At 42.7% G+C, this 16,838-nt stretch carries 16 protein-coding genes; 2 read left to right on the top strand and 14 right to left on the bottom strand.

Features of this window, described 5'->3' with window-relative positions; translation table 11 throughout:
• Positions 1-557: 557 nt before the first annotated feature.
• Positions 558-2,282, bottom strand: coding sequence for an ABC transporter substrate-binding protein (locus N8M93_RS12055; protein ID WP_261132160.1), 1,725 nt, complete (start codon positions 2,280-2,282; stop codon positions 558-560).
• A 95-nt stretch (positions 2,283-2,377) separates the two neighbouring features.
• Between N8M93_RS12055 and N8M93_RS12050 the strand changes: the two genes are divergently transcribed.
• Positions 2,378-3,637, top strand: coding sequence for an MFS transporter (locus N8M93_RS12050; RefSeq protein WP_261132158.1), 1,260 nt, complete (start codon positions 2,378-2,380; stop codon positions 3,635-3,637).
• A 198-nt stretch (positions 3,638-3,835) separates the two neighbouring features.
• Here the strand turns inward: N8M93_RS12050 and N8M93_RS12045 are convergent, their stop codons facing one another.
• From N8M93_RS12045 to N8M93_RS12035, 3 genes are read right to left on the bottom strand one after another with little or no spacing between them, the layout of a single operon-like run.
• Positions 3,836-4,966 carry an MGDG synthase family glycosyltransferase gene (locus tag N8M93_RS12045; protein ID WP_261132157.1) on the bottom strand — a complete coding sequence of 377 codons (1,131 nt, stop codon included), beginning with the start codon at positions 4,964-4,966 and terminating at the stop codon, positions 3,836-3,838.
• Positions 4,963-5,553 (bottom strand): DedA family protein, encoded by a 591-nt coding sequence (locus tag N8M93_RS12040; RefSeq protein WP_261132155.1) that lies wholly within the window; start codon positions 5,551-5,553, stop codon positions 4,963-4,965. The genes N8M93_RS12045 and N8M93_RS12040 overlap by 4 nt, the downstream gene beginning before the upstream one ends.
• Positions 5,550-6,287, bottom strand: coding sequence for a polysaccharide deacetylase family protein (locus N8M93_RS12035; RefSeq protein ID WP_261132153.1), 738 nt, complete (start codon positions 6,285-6,287; stop codon positions 5,550-5,552). The genes N8M93_RS12040 and N8M93_RS12035 overlap by 4 nt, the downstream gene beginning before the upstream one ends.
• A gap of 389 nt (positions 6,288-6,676) precedes the next feature.
• Here N8M93_RS12035 and N8M93_RS12030 point away from each other — a divergent pair, with 389 nt between their 5' ends.
• On the top strand, positions 6,677-7,762 hold the full coding sequence (locus N8M93_RS12030) for a CotH kinase family protein (protein WP_261132151.1): 1,086 nt from the start codon (positions 6,677-6,679) through the stop codon (positions 7,760-7,762).
• Between the two features lie 75 nt (positions 7,763-7,837).
• Here N8M93_RS12030 and mgtE read toward each other — a convergent pair whose 3' ends face one another.
• The 10 genes from mgtE to N8M93_RS11980 all read right to left on the bottom strand — a co-directional run bounded on the left by mgtE (position 7,838) and on the right by N8M93_RS11980 (position 16,832).
• Entirely contained in the window at positions 7,838-9,196 is a 1,359-nt protein-coding gene (gene mgtE / locus N8M93_RS12025) for a magnesium transporter (RefSeq protein ID WP_261132149.1), read from the bottom strand.
• 121 nt (positions 9,197-9,317) lie between these two features.
• Entirely contained in the window at positions 9,318-9,986 is a 669-nt protein-coding gene (locus N8M93_RS12020) for a DUF2642 domain-containing protein (protein ID WP_261132147.1), read from the bottom strand.
• 85 nt (positions 9,987-10,071) lie between these two features.
• Positions 10,072-11,430 (bottom strand): arsenic transporter, encoded by a 1,359-nt coding sequence (locus N8M93_RS12015; RefSeq protein ID WP_261132145.1) that lies wholly within the window; start codon positions 11,428-11,430, stop codon positions 10,072-10,074.
• On the bottom strand, positions 11,423-11,629 hold the full coding sequence (locus tag N8M93_RS12010) for a hypothetical protein (protein ID WP_261132142.1): 207 nt from the start codon (positions 11,627-11,629) through the stop codon (positions 11,423-11,425). Before N8M93_RS12010 ends, N8M93_RS12015 begins: the two co-directional genes overlap by 8 nt.
• 164 nt (positions 11,630-11,793) lie before the next feature.
• Positions 11,794-12,600, bottom strand: a complete 807-nt coding sequence (locus tag N8M93_RS12005; RefSeq protein ID WP_261132140.1) for a YuzF family protein — start codon at positions 12,598-12,600, stop codon at positions 11,794-11,796.
• Positions 12,601-13,353: 753 nt separating this feature from the next.
• A complete protein-coding gene (locus tag N8M93_RS12000) occupies positions 13,354-14,487 on the bottom strand; it encodes an aminopeptidase (protein WP_261132138.1) in 1,134 nt (377 codons plus the stop codon).
• A 64-nt stretch (positions 14,488-14,551) separates the two neighbouring features.
• The gene (locus N8M93_RS11995) at positions 14,552-15,091 is read right to left on the bottom strand and encodes a hypothetical protein (RefSeq protein WP_261132136.1); all 540 of its coding nucleotides are present in this window, start codon (positions 15,089-15,091) and stop codon (positions 14,552-14,554) included.
• 3 nt (positions 15,092-15,094) lie between these two features.
• Positions 15,095-15,610, bottom strand: coding sequence for a hypothetical protein (locus tag N8M93_RS11990; RefSeq protein ID WP_261132134.1), 516 nt, complete (start codon positions 15,608-15,610; stop codon positions 15,095-15,097).
• On the bottom strand, positions 15,607-16,125 hold the full coding sequence (locus N8M93_RS11985; RefSeq protein ID WP_261132132.1) for a GNAT family N-acetyltransferase: 519 nt from the start codon (positions 16,123-16,125) through the stop codon (positions 15,607-15,609). The genes N8M93_RS11990 and N8M93_RS11985 overlap by 4 nt, the downstream gene beginning before the upstream one ends.
• Positions 16,126-16,127: 2 nt before the next feature.
• Complete coding sequence (locus tag N8M93_RS11980; RefSeq protein ID WP_261132164.1) at positions 16,128-16,832, bottom strand: bifunctional 2-polyprenyl-6-hydroxyphenol methylase/3-demethylubiquinol 3-O-methyltransferase UbiG; 705 nt, start codon at positions 16,830-16,832, stop codon at positions 16,128-16,130.
• Positions 16,833-16,838: the final 6 nt, after the last annotated feature.

The raw sequence follows: 16,838 nt of genomic DNA, 5'->3' as shown, positions 1-16,838 counted from the left end.
TTAAGGGACAGGGGCAAGGGCAAAATGCAAATCTCTGTCCCTTAACAGCTCTTTAAGGGACAGGGGCAAGGGCAAAATGCGTATCTCTGTCCCTTAACAGCTCCTTAAGGGACAGGGGCAAGGGCAAAATGCAAATCTCTGTCCCTTAACAGCTCTTTAAGGGACAGGGGCAAGGGCAAAATGCGTATCTCTGTCCCTTAACAGCTCCTTAAGGGACAGGGGCAAGGGCAAAATGCAAATCTCTGTCCCTTAACAGCTCTTTAAGGGACAGGGGCAAGGGCAAAATGCGTATCTCTGTCCCTTAACAGCTCTTTAAGGGACAGGTGCAAGGGTAAAATGCGTATCTCTGTCCCTTAACAGCTTTTTAAGGGACAGGGGCAAGGGCAAAATGCAAATCTCTGTCCCTTAACAGCTCTTTAGGGGTACAGGTGCAAGTGTAAAATGCGTATCTCTGTCCCTTAACAGCTCTTTAAGGGACAGGAGCGAGTGCTAAAACCGGAACTCTGTCTCAATCCGGCCTCCTACGAAAAAACCGTCCCAAAGTGCCTATTGAAAAATCACTGAATCCACAGCTTACCCAGATCGATGTTGCCGAAGGAGGCGAATTGCACATCCTGGATCATAGGGTGGTAGCTCCGCCTTTTTACAGGATGATTCATGTACAGAAACAGCCGATTCGCGTTAATATAATTTTCAATTTCCTCCATCCACTTTTCACGGCCATCTGCTGTAGCTTCCCTTTTAAACTTATCCAACCATCCATCGATCTTTTCAAGATGATCTTTACCAAACAACCGCCGGAACAACAAGGCATCATTTTTAAAAGCTCCCAAAAACGAAAGATGATGATCATGCGAGGCTACCTCGCCCATGAAAAGCACATCTGCTTTTTCCTGCAGTTCTGATGAGTAGAAATCATCGATCCGGAAAGGGACATGGTGGAAATGTACCCCATACCTGCCCGCCTCGTTTATCAGCCATTCAGCCTCTTCAATCGCTCGTGCATAATCAAGTGAAAAAAGGGAAAGCGTCTCTCCCTTGTAACCAGACTTTCTAAGCAACTGCTCAACTCGAGTGAGATCACGGTGTTGTGCTTCCGATTTCCAATGAAAATAACTTGACGCCTCAATCGGTTCTTCACGTCCCAGATCACGGTACATCTTCTTCACATCAAACAGGTGATAAATTGCTTCGCGGAACGAGGGATCATGAATGGCAGATTGCCGGTTGAAATTGAATGCGAAAAACCTGAAGCCGACTTCGATCTCTTCTTTCTCGAGAAATCCTTCACTATCCTTCGCCCCTTCGATTTGAAAGCTGACCTGGCCTGTAGTTGGTTGTGGTACTTTCCAAAATTCGATCTCATCCAATAATGGCCGCTCCAGGAAATAGTGATCGAATGCCTCAAGAACCAACTTCTTTTCTGATTTCACTTTCAGTTTGAACGGCCCTGTCCCGATCCACTCACTGTCATCGAACGAGACATCGGCTGGTAGAATAGAAAGATTATGTGTGCTTAGATACCGTGCGAAAAATGGATTCCCTTTTTTCAAATGGAACGTGACGATAAAAGGTGAAGGACAGTCAATCTGTTCGATTTCTTCTGTCATCCAATAATACGGTGATCCGCGCTTGATCCGTTTAAACGTATGAAGGACATCCTCACTCGTCAAAATGCGTTGGTGATGAAACCTGACCCCTTTTCTCAGATAAAAGTTCCACGTTCTATGTTCTTCATCCACCCTCCAGTGATGGGCAAGATGCGGTTTTATCGTGTCATTTTTCGAATCGTATGTAACGAGGCTGTCGCCGAGCTGCTGGACGAGATAGCTTTCAAAGGTGATCGATACTTGGGCAGGGTCGAGGCTAGTAAGCTCGTTTCTGAAGATCGATCGTAAAACATCCTTTGTCGGACTTTTGGATTGCACTCCAAAGAGCGTTTGGATTTTGTCAGAGATGTTGGTGATCCAGGACTTCGGTATCGGAAGCTGCAAAAGATGAATGAGATCATCCATCCGTTCTTCTTCCACATAGTTGGTGACGGTCGTTTCAATCTCCTCTTGAAAAGGCAGTGGAAACTTTAGTTTAGAAGGATTCCCTCTCCCTCTGCCAGGTTCATATACTACCAGATGATCCGCTTCGAACTTTTTCAATTTCCGTTTAACATTTTTCTGAGTACAGTACCAGACCTTTTCAAGTTCGCTCAGTTTGAAAGCTGCTGTTCTTTCTTTTTCCCTTGGATAAAGGAAAGCACGCAGCTGGTAATAAGATAAGTCTTTCATCGAATACCTCCTAGAAAAGGGGACATAATTCTTTTCATTATACCCTTTTTATCCCCTTTTCGAAAATGCAAAATAATGACAAGGGAGTGAGCAATATGTTGAAAGATTTACATCCGAATATTCGAATACGTATTTACACATCTTTTCTAAGCAGATTGATCGGATCCATGATTTTTCCGTTCATGGCGATCTATTTTACAAATGCGATCAATGCTTTCTGGGCTGGGACGTTGTTATTGATCAATGTCATCATCCAATTCGTCGCTGGTTTATATGGCGGGTACCTGGCAGATATTTTAGGCCGTAAAAGAATGATGGTGACGGGAGAATGGATGAAAGTGATCGGTTTTGTCGGTATGATTCTCGCCAATTCACCTTGGTACACCTCTCCATGGGTGACTTTTGCCATGATGACAATCATCGGAGTCGCCTCCGGCCTTGTCAATCCGGCTGCAGAAGCGATGTTGATCGACGTCAGTACAAAAGAAACCCGTGCCTTCATGTATGCAATCAATTACTGGGCAGTGAACATGTCACTCATGCTTGGATTGATTGTTGGAGGTTTCTTCTATAAATCGCACTTTTTCGAGTTGTTGCTCGCCTTGTTTTTGATGTCGCTGGTCACACTTTGGATGACTTCCACACTCATCAATGAAACCTACACGCCGGAAGGCACGACAACGAAGCCCTATGGAATCAAGCCTATTTTAAAAAGCTATAAGACTGTCATCACAGACATTCCATTCGTGTTGTTCATACTCGGTGGGATTGCAGTGCTATCAATCGAGTTCCAACGAAACAATTTCATTGCGGTGAGATTGGAAAAGGAGATCATTCCGAAGACATTCTCGCTTTTTAGCGGTCTTGATATGTCGATCGATGGGGTAAAACTTCTGAGTCTACTGACCGTTGAAAACACGATCATCATCGTGCTTTTTACGGGAATTGTCGCGAAATGGATTCGCAATAAGCCGGAGCAACCGATCATGTATACCGGATTCATCCTGTTCGGACTTGGCTATGGTATTTTGGCATTCTCGAACGACTTGATGACCCTCGCCCTCGCTGTAGTAGTCCTCTCGATCGGAGAATTGATGTATGTACCGACACGGCAATCAATTCTAGCTGATATCGTCGATGATTCGAAGCGTGGCGCTTATATGGCCTTCAATGGATTTGTCTTTCAAATCGGCAAAATGGCTGGGGCACTCGGGATCATTATCGGGGAGGCAATCGGCGGAGTCGGGATGGGCATCCTCTATATCGTCTTTGCTTTGTTCGGCATCGTTTTTGCACGAATGGCAATCCAAATGCGTACAGTAACCGGCAAAATAAGTACGGAAAAAGTATTTTAGATTAGAAGGAAGGACGACAACCGTCGTCCTTTTCCTTTTTTGATGGGTTGTGGTTCCGTGAATTCGGCCAAATCTGAAGATATTCCGGCCACTATGGAGGGTAATCCAGCGGGTTTTCCCGATAATCCGGCCAAACCGCTTCGCACCAGTACGCACGACAAAAAAAGGACGACATCCCGTGTCGTCCTTCATGTCTGTTCACCCTGGTTGGATACTGAGCATCGCTGGTTCGTCCATCAATTTGACGATTTCAGTTTTGGCGGAACTCTCAGCAGAAGCAAGGTAGTCATCCATCCGGTTGAAAATCTGCTTCCTGCGCCATTCATTTTCAAGTATAAGTGCAATTGCGTGTTCAGATTTCTGGTCTCCAAGCGGTATGATCAGTCTTTTTTCTTCCAGACCTTTTAGATTATATTGCTCTTGTCCTGGTAAAGCGGAGTGGACAAAGATGATCAGCCTTTTTTTCAGGGCCTCGCTGATCGTTATACCTCCTGGTTTTGTAATGATGGCATCTGCACGTTCGTAAAGCCTGTTCATCTCTTCACGGCTTTCAATATATCCTACAGGCTGGATATGTGCTAGATTCCAAGACTTCAATTCTCTGAATAGCTTATCGTTTTTACCGCATAGAACAGTATATTGATAACGTGCATTTCCTCGAACACTTTTCAACATCGGGAGGATGTTCCCGACACCGCTGCTACCGCCTGCAACAAGGATGTGCTTTTTATCGGACGGGTGACGATCAGAATAAGACACAATATCATCACTTGTCGGAATACCAGTGATCGAAATCTGATCTTCTCTTACATCATGCTGTTCCATCAAAACCTTTTTCATCGATTCATCATTCACCAGATGGAGATCGATATCTTCTTTTCCCCAAATGCCATTTACAAAAAAATCTGTATAAACGTTCACTGTTGGAATTGAAGTCCGATACTTTCGTTTTAAACGACTCACAATCGCTGATGGGAAACAATGCGTACAGACGACCAGATCTGGTTTCTCTTCCTTCAATAATTCGAGCATCTTCTCTTCAAAACCAAGCATGTTCACATAATCGATCGACAAGGAAGTCTGCTGGTCTTTTGGCTCGTACATGAACCGCTTGTATACCCAATGATAGGTTTTTGGGAGCGAGCTGATCCATTTTAAATACATATTTCCAATCGTCTTTTCCAATGGCTTATTCCAATAACTTAGGAAATCAATCTTTTTACAAATGATCGTTTCATCCGAGTTTTGAATTGATTCGATCAAAGCATCAGCTGCCCGGTGATGGCCTGATGGCATTTGGAACAGCGGTAAAAACAATATTTTCTTCATGCTCTGCTCCCTCCTTTCACGCTTCTTTTTTTGATCCATATCGTTCCGGCGAAGAGTAACAATGCTGCCACGCCGACCCACGGGAGATAGTTCAACGGGATCTGGTCCCCGATAAAGAAACCGATGACAATATAACTGAGCGCCCAAAGCGCACTTCCGATAATCGAGAAGACGATATATCCCGCAAATGGATAACGGCTGGTGCCTGCAATATACGGGGCAAGCTGTCTCAAACCCGGGATGAACAGTCCGAATAAAATCGTCAAAGTTCCATAACGATGGAATTTAGCACTCATCCTCTCCCAACGAGCTGGAGTGACTTTTAAAAAACCTCCGTATTTGTTCAGGAAAGGCAGGCCAAGAAACCGCCCGATCAAATAAGCGATCACCATACCGGATAAACAACCGCAAAAAGCGCTGAGCCCAGTCCATACCATCTCAAAGTGATGTTGTGCGGTAAGCATGCCTATCAAGACAAGAAACGTCTCTTCGGGTGCAGGAATTCCGACTACACCGCAAAAAAGCGTAACAAGTATTATCCAATATCCATAGGTTTCAAGAGCAAGCATTATATTTTCGTGATTCATACAGACCACTTCTGTTCTTCTGTTGATTTTTTACCCAGGTGTTCTTCTAACGACACACAACGGAAACCACGGCGACGAACATGTGGAAGAAATCCTTTCAATGCTTCGATCATTTGTGCCGGTGCATCTGAATCCGCTCCAGCATCCTCACCATCATCATGAAGCAGGTAGATCTGCCCTTCTGATATCCGGGCGATCAAACGCTGTTGTAATCCACTCGCATCAGGTCCATTTCGCCAATCTTGAAAAATCGCAGACCAGAGCACAATTGTAAAATCTCTTGCAAAAAAAAGCGTAAACAAATTGAATCGTCCATATGGAGGACGATAATAAGCCGGTTTTACGCCAGTCAGGTTTTCGATGATTTCCACACTTCTGCTAATTTCCCGTTTTGTAGACCATGGCGTGAGGAACCAGCTGTTTGTATGGTGATAATGATGGATTCCTATCGTATGCCCCTCCTGTCTCATCCGTCTGATAAGCTCCGGATGATCAAGGACTTTTTCAGCAACGACAAAAAAGGTCGCTTTCACATCATATTTTTTCAATAAATCCAACACTTGTGGGGTATAGACCGGATTCGGGCCATCGTCAAACGTCAGAAAAAGTGTTTTCTTAAATTCCCCTATTTTCACCATGCCTATTGAAAACATTCGTAACAGCACAGTCGGAAAGATTCCGTATGATAGAAAAAATATCGCCCCAATGCCGACGATCCACAAGACTATCTGCATATATATTTCACCTTCATTATCATTAATAAACTTTCGGTTATTACGAGATTCCGCTGAAAATTCTCTTTAGATAAATACCTTCAACAGCATATCATACTGAGTGGTTTTTGTTTTAAACCATACCAACTTCCTAATCCTACCAGAATCATCAACTTACGGGAAGATAAATTTTTTATAGTTTTCGAAGTGTTTCGTGTATTTTCGACAAATACACACTTCCAATTTCTGTATGATGAAATTGCGAGTCAAATATGGATACCCCATCATGCACTCTTATAAACAGGTACATATTCCAACCATTTTCATATAGTGTTAAAGGGAAACAAGAAAATATGGCGCGCCTTAAGCTGATTTGTGCCATGAAGGAAAAACGTGTAAAGGAAGATTGGATGAGCAGCAACAGAGACATTCCGAGCTATGAAATTCACATAGATGATGATGTTTACAAACATTTCCTAAAGGACGTCTGGTCTGAGGATCCAGTGGATGCTGAATTGATCGTCGGAGATAACAAGTATGAGATCCAATTGCTTTATCGCGGAGCCCACATCCGCAAGGTCTCGAAGAAATCCTATCAATTCATTTTTCCGAAGGTGACGTCAGGGATTAAAGAACTTCATCTGAATGCGGAATACATTGACAAATCACTGATCCGAAATAAACTTTCCCTTGATTTCTTCAACTCGATCGGTGTTTTATCACCTAAATCGAATCACGTTCTGTTGACGATCAATGGCGAGTTTCAAGGGGTTTATTTACAGCTTGAATCTGTGGATCGCTATTTTCTGAAAAGCAGGAATCTGCCAAAAGGCCCGATTTTTTATGCAGAAAATGACAATGCAAATTTCTCATTGATGAGTCCGATCCTGGAGGATATCAAGCGCCGCTTCGAATCCGGCTACAGCCGAAAAGAAGGGGATGACGCAGATACCGCTGCACTAGGGAAATTCGTCTATCAAATCAACACGATTTCTCAGAGGAATTTTGAATCGGAAATCCAACGTTATCTGGATGTCGATAAATACTTACGATGGCTTGCTGGTGTGGTTTGCACACAGAACTTCGACGGTTTCATTCACAACTATGCGCTGTACCGCCGCAGTGACACAGGTATTTTCGAGGTGATCCCATGGGACTATGACGCAACGTTTGGGCGGGATATCCATGGTGACGAGATGGAGTACGACTACATTCCGATCGATGGCTACAACACATTGACAGCACGCCTTCTCGATGTGTCCGCATTCCGGAACCAATACTACCTCATTTTGAAAAAGATTCTTGAAAACCAGTTCACGACCGATTACCTCGGTAAGAACATCAGCAGGATGTACCGGCAGCTCGAGCCGCACGTAAAAAAAGATCCTCATCTGAAGAGGACCTTGAAGTATTTCCAAAGCGAACCTGAATTCATTTTGGGCTATATTAAAGAACGCAACCGTTATCTGAAGGCTCACCTGTCGGATTTGCTGTGATTTTTCTAATTTTGATAAAAAACCAAACAAAAGGTTGGCTTGAATGATTTTTCCAGCCAACTTTTCCTCTTATATTTAAGAAAGCCTTGTGATGAAAGCAGTAGCTATTCCAAAGTAAATCAGTAATGACAATATATCATTGATTGTAGTGATCAAAGGTCCTGAAGCTACAGCAGGATCGATTTTCAGCTTGTACAAGATCAGAGGAATGATCGTACCCGCTAAGGTCCCTATGATCAACGTGAGCACCAACGAGCTCCCTACAACAAGTCCCAAAACGAAATTATCACGCCAGATATAAGCGATGATTGAAATCAAAATACCACATATGATACCGATGATCAGTCCGACCCAGAGCTCACGGAAGATCAATTTGATACCTGATTTCAATTCAAGATCTTGTGATACTAATCCTCTTACCACCACTGCCAGAGATTGTGTCCCCGTGTTTCCAGTCATACCTGCAATCATCGGCATGAAAAATGTCAATGCTACCACTTGTTCAAGGGTTGCTTCAAAACCACTTATGATACTCCCTGAAATCAGCCCGATGAATAACAAAAGGATCAACCATGGAAGCCGACGATAAGCAGCAACCAAAGGTCTTGTGTTGAAATCAATCGCTTTACCGGAAGCGGAAAGCTTTTCGATGTCTTCATTCGCTTCACTGATGACGACATCAATGATATCATCCACCGTAACGACTCCGACAAGCTTATCATCTGCTTCAATGACTGGAATCGTGACGAAATCATATCGGCTGATGATTTTCGCAACTTCTTCCTGGTCAGTATGTACATCGACTTTTACCACACGACTATACATGATATCTTCAATCTTATCGTATAGATCTGCCAACAATAGATCTTTATAGGAAACGACTCCGACAAGCTTTTTCTCTTCATCAATGACATAGAGATAATTGAGATATTCAGCGAGTTCAGCAAAATGCTTCAGCTTGTCAACGGTATCTCTCACTGTATAACGCCTTGGAATCCAAACATACCGGTTATTCATGATCCGGCCGGCAGTCTCTGGCGGGTAGTTCATAAGATTTTGAACAACCTCAGATTCCTCATCTTTCATTTCAGATAACAATTCCTCGATTTTTTCTGGATCGAGATCGCTTAGTAATGTAGCCAGGTCATCATTTTCCATCAAATCAAGAACTTGAGTCGATTTTTCAATGCCAAGCTTTTGCAAAACCTCTAACTGATTTTCCTTATTCAGTTCTTGCATCAAATCTGTCAGTTGTTCAAGCGACAAGTAGATAAGAAATTTATTTTGATGTTTCGGCGGTAGATGAATGAATTGTTGTGCGACATCATATGGCTGCAGCTCTTCCATCAAAACCTGGAAGGTGACCTTTTTCCCATCCTTCAATGATTGGATGATCGCTAATGTGAGTTCATTCTCTGTCATGACCATGCTCATTTTATCCACACTCCCATCATAAAGAGTATTTCCCTCACCATGATCATTATTATTCCCTTTTTTATGTAACTTTTCTACTTCAAATTGGACATTTAAGTAGAAAAGTTTCTGGGACTTCACTCTATGGAAATTGGACTGTTTTGATGTGCTGTATGTTGATATAGATCGTTTGATTACGAGCGATGACGACTTCAAGCTGACCGTTTTCAATATTGACGAGCTTTCCGATTTTATAGGGGTGCATGCCAAGATCAAACACAGTGACCTTGCCAATATGACGCTTGCATTGCTCTTCAAATGTGCGTGATGAAGGAACGTTGGCAGGGGTCAGAGGAAGCTCGGTGCTGTCTAATGAATAAGGTCTATGCTGATGATTATAAGGAATCAGCCACTTTAAATGCTGTAATGGAATATAGAGTGTCTTATGAACGGGTGAGAAAAACGTGAAGTAATCATTCATGACGTTCATGACATACCCATGGACCGATTGGTTGCTCGTTACGAAAATCTCTGTGAAAATCCCTTTTGCATTGTTCAGGATTTTACGAAGCGATATCGTATCTTCCTCTTCGTTCCATATCGGTACTTCTTTCGGTTCCGCTATTTCCTCTTCATCCTCACAGTTGAAGTGAAGATGGTGCACATGAACCAAAGGCACATAAATGTAGTCTTTTCCGTCAAAAATGACGACGATGTTCGATCCGGTGTCAATCAGGATTCCTTTCTTTTTTATTTTTCCGCTTAAGGTCAGCTCGACGGTTTCGCCAACGTAATGCTGATATTTATTCATGATGTTCCTCCTCCTTTTAGTTGAAATTGATACCTCTGCCTTTTTTTCATTCTGAAAGCAGAGATATCGTGATATGAAAATCGCCTTACCCGAAAATCCAGTTCGTCCAGTAATACAAGCTTAATAAGCTGATGAAGAACCCTAAAGGTATGACAATGAATGCGATCTTCGTGTATTGCTTCCAGCTGATGTGGATCTTATGTTCCCTTAAAATGAACATCCAGAGCAATGTAGCCAGAGTTCCTACCGGGGTTAAAAGCGCTCCGATATCGCTGCCGAGTATATTGGCGAGATATGCCACCTGGAGCGTATGAATGTCTAGGTTCATCTCTGTCAAAGTCAAGGTCCCGATCATCACTGCAGGGAGATTGTTGAAGGTATTCGACAGCACTGTCAACAGACCACCCATTGCAAAAATGGCCGATAACCGATCCTGTTGCACGACCTCATAAAGGTGGTGGACCAGGATTTCGTTGAGTCCGATGTTTTTCAAACCGTAGACCAGGATATACATACTGAATGCAAATAATAGAATATGCCATGGCGTCTTTTTGACAACATCGTTAACGCCGACTTTTGCTTTATACCAGCGGACCGCGATTAATGCGATCGCTCCGATAATGGCAATCAACTCCAACGAAATGCCGAACGGTGTCAGCAGGAAAAAAGCAGCGCGTGTTGCGATAATGATCCCCATACAAATTTTGAACAAACCCCAATCTACTGGTGGTGAAGCGGACTGCAAAGATAGTGGATGCGGTAATGAGCGGTTCGTATCGTCATAATTCCTGAAATTCATTTTCAGATTGGGAAGAGTTTTCGGAATATCTTTCCTGAAATATAGATACAAGAGAAGTGCAATGGTCATGATCCCGATCATGGAGGGGACGAACATCAGTGTTACGTAGCTGTTTATGTCGAGGCCAACGATCTTCAGTGCAATCAGGTTTGCGATGTTGCTGACAGCAATAGGTGCACTTGCAGCTGTTGCGATTAAAGCCCCTGGCAAGAGGTACGCGATTTTCTGGTGATTCTTCAAATTAAGCATGTTCACAGTCTTGATGATGATCGGGGTTGTGATCAGAATACTGCCATCATTGTTGAAAAAGAGCGTCATTGCAAAACAGAGTGCTGTCGTATAAATGAAAAGCTTGAGTCCTGATTGTTTTGCCCGGTTTACAAGATTGTACGCGACCCAATTGAAGAATCCCAAGCTTTCTAGAATGATTGACATGACGATTGAGGAAAGGATGGTGATCGCTGCTCCACTGACGATATTGAAAATCGATAACAGATCCGATAATGGTACGACACCTATGAGTAAAAAAAGGATAGCCCCGATCGTTGTTGGAATGGTTTCGTTGATTCTGCCAGGTTTCCACAGCATTACGAATATTGTTACAGTAAAAATGAATATGGGTAGAAGGATGAAAGGATTACTCATATTTCCTCGCCCCGTCATCGCCATTATTAAAAGGATCAGCATCAACCTCTATGATCTTTTTTCCATGATGTAAGGAGGCAACTTCGACTTGTCGGTGTGCATCATCTGCTTCAAACTGTTGTAGTACGCTTTCTTCAGCCGGTTTCATCAACAGATAAAGAATCCAACCGTTGAAAAGAATAAACAATGTTACTAGCATCCTTATCTCCTCCTTTCACTTTTTCGTGATGAATGCTTTTCCTTTTTATGTGCAGGGAAACGACGCTAGCCAAGTAGGACGCTTGGCTAAGCATTTGTTGCCCCCGAGGATTGAGAAAGCCTGTACACTTTCTCAATCGTATAAATCGAAGTAATTATTGTGGACTAAAGTTTAATCCAGCCTTGTTTCTCCAAGCTTGTCAGGCAAGACTTCCTAGAATGTCTCGACTTCTTGTCATGTGACTTTCTGCCTGATGAAGAACATTTTCCAGATGATCCATATGGATCGTTCCACATATATTTGTCATTTCCGTGTTTGTGAGCTTTCTTGACCGCATCAGAAACGCGATCACATTTACCGGATGACTTCTTACCAGAGGATTTCTTTCCAGAAGACTTTTTACATGAAGATTTTCCAGAAGACTTCTTACCAGAAGATTTTTTTCCAGATGATTTCTTGCCGTCAGATTTTTTTCCAGATGATTTTTTTCCATCAGATTTCTTTCCGGATGACTTTTTGCCTGAAGATTTCTTTCCAGAAGACTTCTTGCCAGATGATTTCTTAACAACTTTACTGATACTCTTGATGTGGTGGATTGTAAGGAACAAGATTTTGTCTCCGACAGTAAGCTCGATGTGGTCTTTATGAACTTCACTTAAAACGCCTTCGATGCTTTCAGGTCCTCCACGGTTGATTTTCACTTTGTGATGCTTCAATTCTTTTAAAAGCTCTTCAAACGTGCAGTCATCGATGAAATGAGCACAACGTGATAATTTGCCAAGTTTTGTTGTCGTGATCGAGACACTCTTGACATGACACAATTGGTAATAAATAACGACATCCTTATGCAGAAGAGCTAAATACTCATCTGTAACACCTAATAGATGGCCTTCTTTGGATTCTGGTCCTCCAATGTTGACCTTTACCCAAAGTCCAATCAAAGATTTGACTTTTTTACGCGAAATTGTCATACTTCTTTTCCTCCTAATATTTTGGTTTTGACCTCGCTTGTCCTTGCATTATATGTTGTGGGGCAATATACGGTATGGTTGTCCGTCTAATTATCGAAAAATGGTTGTTTGCTAGAGGTGTTTTTGACTCATGAAAGAGGAAAAAAAGAACTGGGGAACCCTGATGAGCATAGTGATTGAGGATACTAGTCTATCAATTCAGGTGATTTTGCTAGGCTCGTATTCGATATGAGTATCAACCTATAAATTTGAAAAAGTAGAATGAGGGTGGTGTGTGGGGTGCTGATCATGAGCGGGGGACGTCATTTTTTGCCATTTTTATTGCTTTTTAAGGGGGGAATTACGTGTGAGGGGAAAAGTACAATTTCCTATGCAGGGCGATTCTCCTTTGATTGCTCAACCAACGTCAACATCAATTATGGAAAGAAATGCGAGCAATTCTTCCTTATTTAATATAAAAAGACTACCTCGGAATAAGTTGGTGCTAGGAGGAGTCCAAGTTAGAATTATATGTTAAGGTGCGGGTCTATTTTACCAAAATGTTCAAGATGGCTTCATTTTTGTACAAGATGCCCCCGAAATTGTTCAAGATAGCCTCAGTTTTGTTCAAGATAGCCCCGAAATTGTTCAAGATGACCGAAAGCACCCCCTAAACACTCAAATATGGAAAGAATTGCGAGCAATTCTTCCTTTTTAAATACAAAAAACCTACTGACGAAGGCTGTCAGTAGGCCAAAACGCAAAATCCGAAGCTTATGCGTGCACTTTTTCTTCTTTTTCCAATAATTGATCTGGGTTCAATGGCTTTAATTCATCAAGTACGAACAATCCATCCTTTTGAATCAGTTGATCGTCGAAATAAAGCTCCCCGCCTCCGAATTCCTTCCTTAGAATCAACACCATATCCCAGTGGACCATCGAGCGGTTTCCATTATCGGCTGAGTCATACGCAAGACCAGGTGTAAAGTGAATGCTGCCATTGATTTTTTCATCAAATAGAATATTTCCTACAGGCGTATTGATCAATGGGTTCATCCCGATCGCAAACTCTCCGATATAACGAGCCCCTTCATCCGAGTCCAGAATTTCGTTCAGCTTTTCTGTATTATCTGCCACCGCCTCAATGATTTTGCCATCCTTCAAAGTCAAGGACACATTGTTATAGGTGACACCACGATAAGGACAAGGCGTATTGTAAGTGATCGTTCCATTCACACTGTCCCTGACCGGAGCGGTGAAAATTTCACCGTCTGGAATATTCCGTTTACCATGGCTTGCGACCACTGGAATATCTTTGATTGAAAAAGTTAGATCCGTATTCGGTGCGACGATCCGGACTTTTTCTGTTCGCTCCATCAGATTTTGAAGAGCTTTTTGTCTTTCCGCAAGCATTTCATAATCGATCCCACATACTTCAAATACATAATCTTCATAGCGCTCAGTACCCATTTTCGCTTTTTGTGCCCCCGCAGAAGTCGGGTAATCGAGCAGCACCCAGTTCCGTTGATTGGTCAATACATCATGAACCGGTTTCATCACTTTTCCATGTAACTGCATCACTTCAGACGGAACTTCAGACATTTCAGAATCATTGTTGATTGCCCGGATATGTATGAGCGCATCGACATCCTCAATTTTCTTCTCTAACCATCCTTTTAAAATTTCAACCGATGCTTCGCTTGATGACTTTGCAATTTCGACAGTCAATTCGTCATCTTGCAGCTCCAGGAAGGGTTTACCTCCAACCTTGTATACTTCCCGGATGATTTCTTTCATCAGAGGCTTTGCCACTACACTACCGGTGATCAGCACCGCCTGGTCTTTTTGCAATTCAAGCGAATGGTTCACCAACGTATCCGCTAAACGTACGAGTCTTTCATCTTTCATCTCATCAACTCCCTATTTTATTTTCCACATACTACATTCGTTGATTGGAAGTTAATTCCTTCTTTCATCCCTTCATTCCTTTTCGTTTCGAAAAAGTTGTAAAAGAGAAGCATGTGATGAACGCTGTCCCCGCAACAATAAGCCCCATCATCCATCCTATGGCTCTCATGAAGGAATCCTCACCCGGATAAGTAGGTTCGACATGCAGAAAGCCCCACAAGAAATAGAATGCCAATGCACCATAAAAGCTGCTTCCTACCAAACTCATGATCAACCGATCACTTCTCTTGCCTTCCCATGCCTGGCTTATCGCCATCCATGTCAAAATGCTGATGATGATAGCTGTCAGCATGATGATGAGATGTAAATAGGGAATCATCAAATTGAGAAGCAAAAACAGGACCAAACCGGTCAATCCGAAATAAACTGCATTGATCAAGAACAATAAGAGCCCGCTCCACCATGGGTTCTTGAACCATTGTTTCTTACTGACCGTTTCAATGATTTTGAATTGAGATGGTACAGCTTGATATAGATTTGAGCGATTTATTATGACTAAGTAAATGATGATCAATCCGGTTAATAATAGAAATGTCATACTCATCTATCATTCCACCTCGACGATGGTTTCGAACATGCCCGCATTTACTTCTTTCGGGGTTTTTAAATGATAGAAATATAGATTCTTATAATCAGCGTGAAATTTCGTATCTTTGAAATACTCGCCCAGTGCCAGGGTCAGGACCGGTTCGCCATCGATCGTTGCTATTTTGCCTTCAGGGATTTCAACTGTCCCAAAGGTCAGCTTGTTATTGTAGAAATGGTCACTGCCCTTTTTGATGTGATCATAAAGGTTTATACCTGAATCGATCGAAGCGGCATAACCTACCCATAAGCTGCGTACATTCATCACCAGCATTTGATTCGGATCATTGTAAATCGCTAGATAATAATCCGAGTCAGGCACTTCGACAAGTTCATAAGGATCCTTCGAACGATCATACCCAGTCTCTGCGATCTCTTTGGATACCGCTTTTTCGACGGACTCCTCAGTCATATGGAAAAAGGAATATACCCCTATCCCTAAGATAATCATTATGATAAGCAATAATTTAAGTTTCATAGATCCCCCTGATCCATTGATATCAACTTCGCCATGTAATATTCATCGACATAGTTACCATTGATGCGCATGGCATCACGTTTTACCCCTTCCACTTCAAATCCCATCTTTTTATACAGGGCGATACCTGCTTCATTATGTATCATGACAGTCAGTTCAAGGCGATGGATCTCCACTTCCTTCGCCCATCGGTCAAGCTCTGTGAACAATTTCGTCCCGTATCCTTGTCCCGCTTCTTCCTGTAAAATCCCGACCACAAGATATGCCCGGTGCTGGATGCGTCTTGGTTTATTCCCAAAGGCAGCAAGGAATCCGACGAGTCTCTCTTCTTTTTCAAGAACCCAAACAGCAGATCGCGGGTCCTCGATATAGCGTCTGACACTCTTTTTCCTATAATCCAAATCCATGTCCCGCTCGCCGGGCTCGAACATCATGAACTCGGTTTCGGTATCCAATTGTTGCTGCAATTTTAAAAAAGATTCCGCATCTGATTCCTCAATCGAACGTATATTCATCGTTATCCTCCTTTCTTTCGAAAAAGACCTGTCCATAAAAACGGAACACCAAAAGTATGGGCGGGCTGTTGGATTTCCTTCATTTTCCGAAGTTCGATCAGTTCGAAATCAGTGAAAATCTCTTTCAGCCTTTCATCGGTATAACCAAGTCCACCTTTCATACTGCGTTGCCGATAAACTTCCCAGTCAGAAATCTCTGCACCCATCTCTCCTGCTGCAAAACAAGTGATGGCAAACTCGCCACCAGGCTTCAACGCTTTTTGGACAAGTGCCAGAAAGGTGAGCCTTCGGTGTGGTGGCACGTGATGAAAACAGCCCGAGTCGTAAATGATGTCGTATATACCTGCTTCAATTTCAAGGTCATAAAGACTGCCTTTTATAAAACGGATATCAACCTTTTTTTCACCCGCTCGTTCACTTGCCCACTGTAGTGCTGTTTCGGAAAGATCGATGGCATCCACCTTGCATCCATTTTCGGCGAAATAAATCGCGTTACGCCCTGGCCCGCAACCCAGTTCCAAAACGCGACCTGCTTGGACCAGACCTTTTTTAAAATACGTCACAAGGTTTTCATCAGGAACATTCACGAAAAACGGAATGCCTTTCTCTCTGTCTTCATAAAAGGAATCCCAAAAAGCCGCTTCATCCCGCAGCATCGAATCGAGCATTTTCATAATGTCTTCATTTGATTGAATCGTTTCTTTCAGCATGTG

The sequence above is a fragment of the Bacillus sp. Marseille-Q3570 genome (genome assembly GCF_946151055.1).
Taxonomy (GTDB): domain Bacteria; phylum Bacillota; class Bacilli; order Bacillales; family Fictibacillaceae; genus Pseudalkalibacillus.
This window is presented reverse-complemented; position numbering and strand designations above follow the sequence as displayed.

Excerpts from the sequence above, each read along its gene's own strand:
- N8M93_RS12055 (WP_261132160.1), bottom strand. The coding sequence starts at position 2,282 with ATGAAAGACTTATCTTATTACCAGCTGCGTGCTTTCCTTTATCCAAGG.
- N8M93_RS12050 (WP_261132158.1), top strand. The coding sequence starts at position 2,378 with ATGTTGAAAGATTTACATCCGAATATTCGAATACGTATTTACACATCT.
- N8M93_RS12045 (WP_261132157.1), bottom strand. The coding sequence starts at position 4,966 with ATGAAGAAAATATTGTTTTTACCGCTGTTCCAAATGCCATCAGGCCAT.
- N8M93_RS12040 (WP_261132155.1), bottom strand. The coding sequence starts at position 5,553 with ATGAATCACGAAAATATAATGCTTGCTCTTGAAACCTATGGATATTGG.
- N8M93_RS12035 (WP_261132153.1), bottom strand. The coding sequence starts at position 6,287 with ATGCAGATAGTCTTGTGGATCGTCGGCATTGGGGCGATATTTTTTCTA.
- N8M93_RS12030 (WP_261132151.1), top strand. The coding sequence starts at position 6,677 with ATGAGCAGCAACAGAGACATTCCGAGCTATGAAATTCACATAGATGAT.
- mgtE (WP_261132149.1), bottom strand. The coding sequence starts at position 9,196 with ATGAGCATGGTCATGACAGAGAATGAACTCACATTAGCGATCATCCAA.
- N8M93_RS12020 (WP_261132147.1), bottom strand. The coding sequence starts at position 9,986 with ATGAATAAATATCAGCATTACGTTGGCGAAACCGTCGAGCTGACCTTA.
- N8M93_RS12015 (WP_261132145.1), bottom strand. The coding sequence starts at position 11,430 with ATGAGTAATCCTTTCATCCTTCTACCCATATTCATTTTTACTGTAACA.
- N8M93_RS12010 (WP_261132142.1), bottom strand. The coding sequence starts at position 11,629 with ATGCTAGTAACATTGTTTATTCTTTTCAACGGTTGGATTCTTTATCTG.
- N8M93_RS12005 (WP_261132140.1), bottom strand. The coding sequence starts at position 12,600 with ATGACAATTTCGCGTAAAAAAGTCAAATCTTTGATTGGACTTTGGGTA.
- N8M93_RS12000 (WP_261132138.1), bottom strand. The coding sequence starts at position 14,487 with ATGAAAGATGAAAGACTCGTACGTTTAGCGGATACGTTGGTGAACCAT.
- N8M93_RS11995 (WP_261132136.1), bottom strand. The coding sequence starts at position 15,091 with ATGAGTATGACATTTCTATTATTAACCGGATTGATCATCATTTACTTA.
- N8M93_RS11990 (WP_261132134.1), bottom strand. The coding sequence starts at position 15,610 with ATGAAACTTAAATTATTGCTTATCATAATGATTATCTTAGGGATAGGG.
- N8M93_RS11985 (WP_261132132.1), bottom strand. The coding sequence starts at position 16,125 with ATGAATATACGTTCGATTGAGGAATCAGATGCGGAATCTTTTTTAAAA.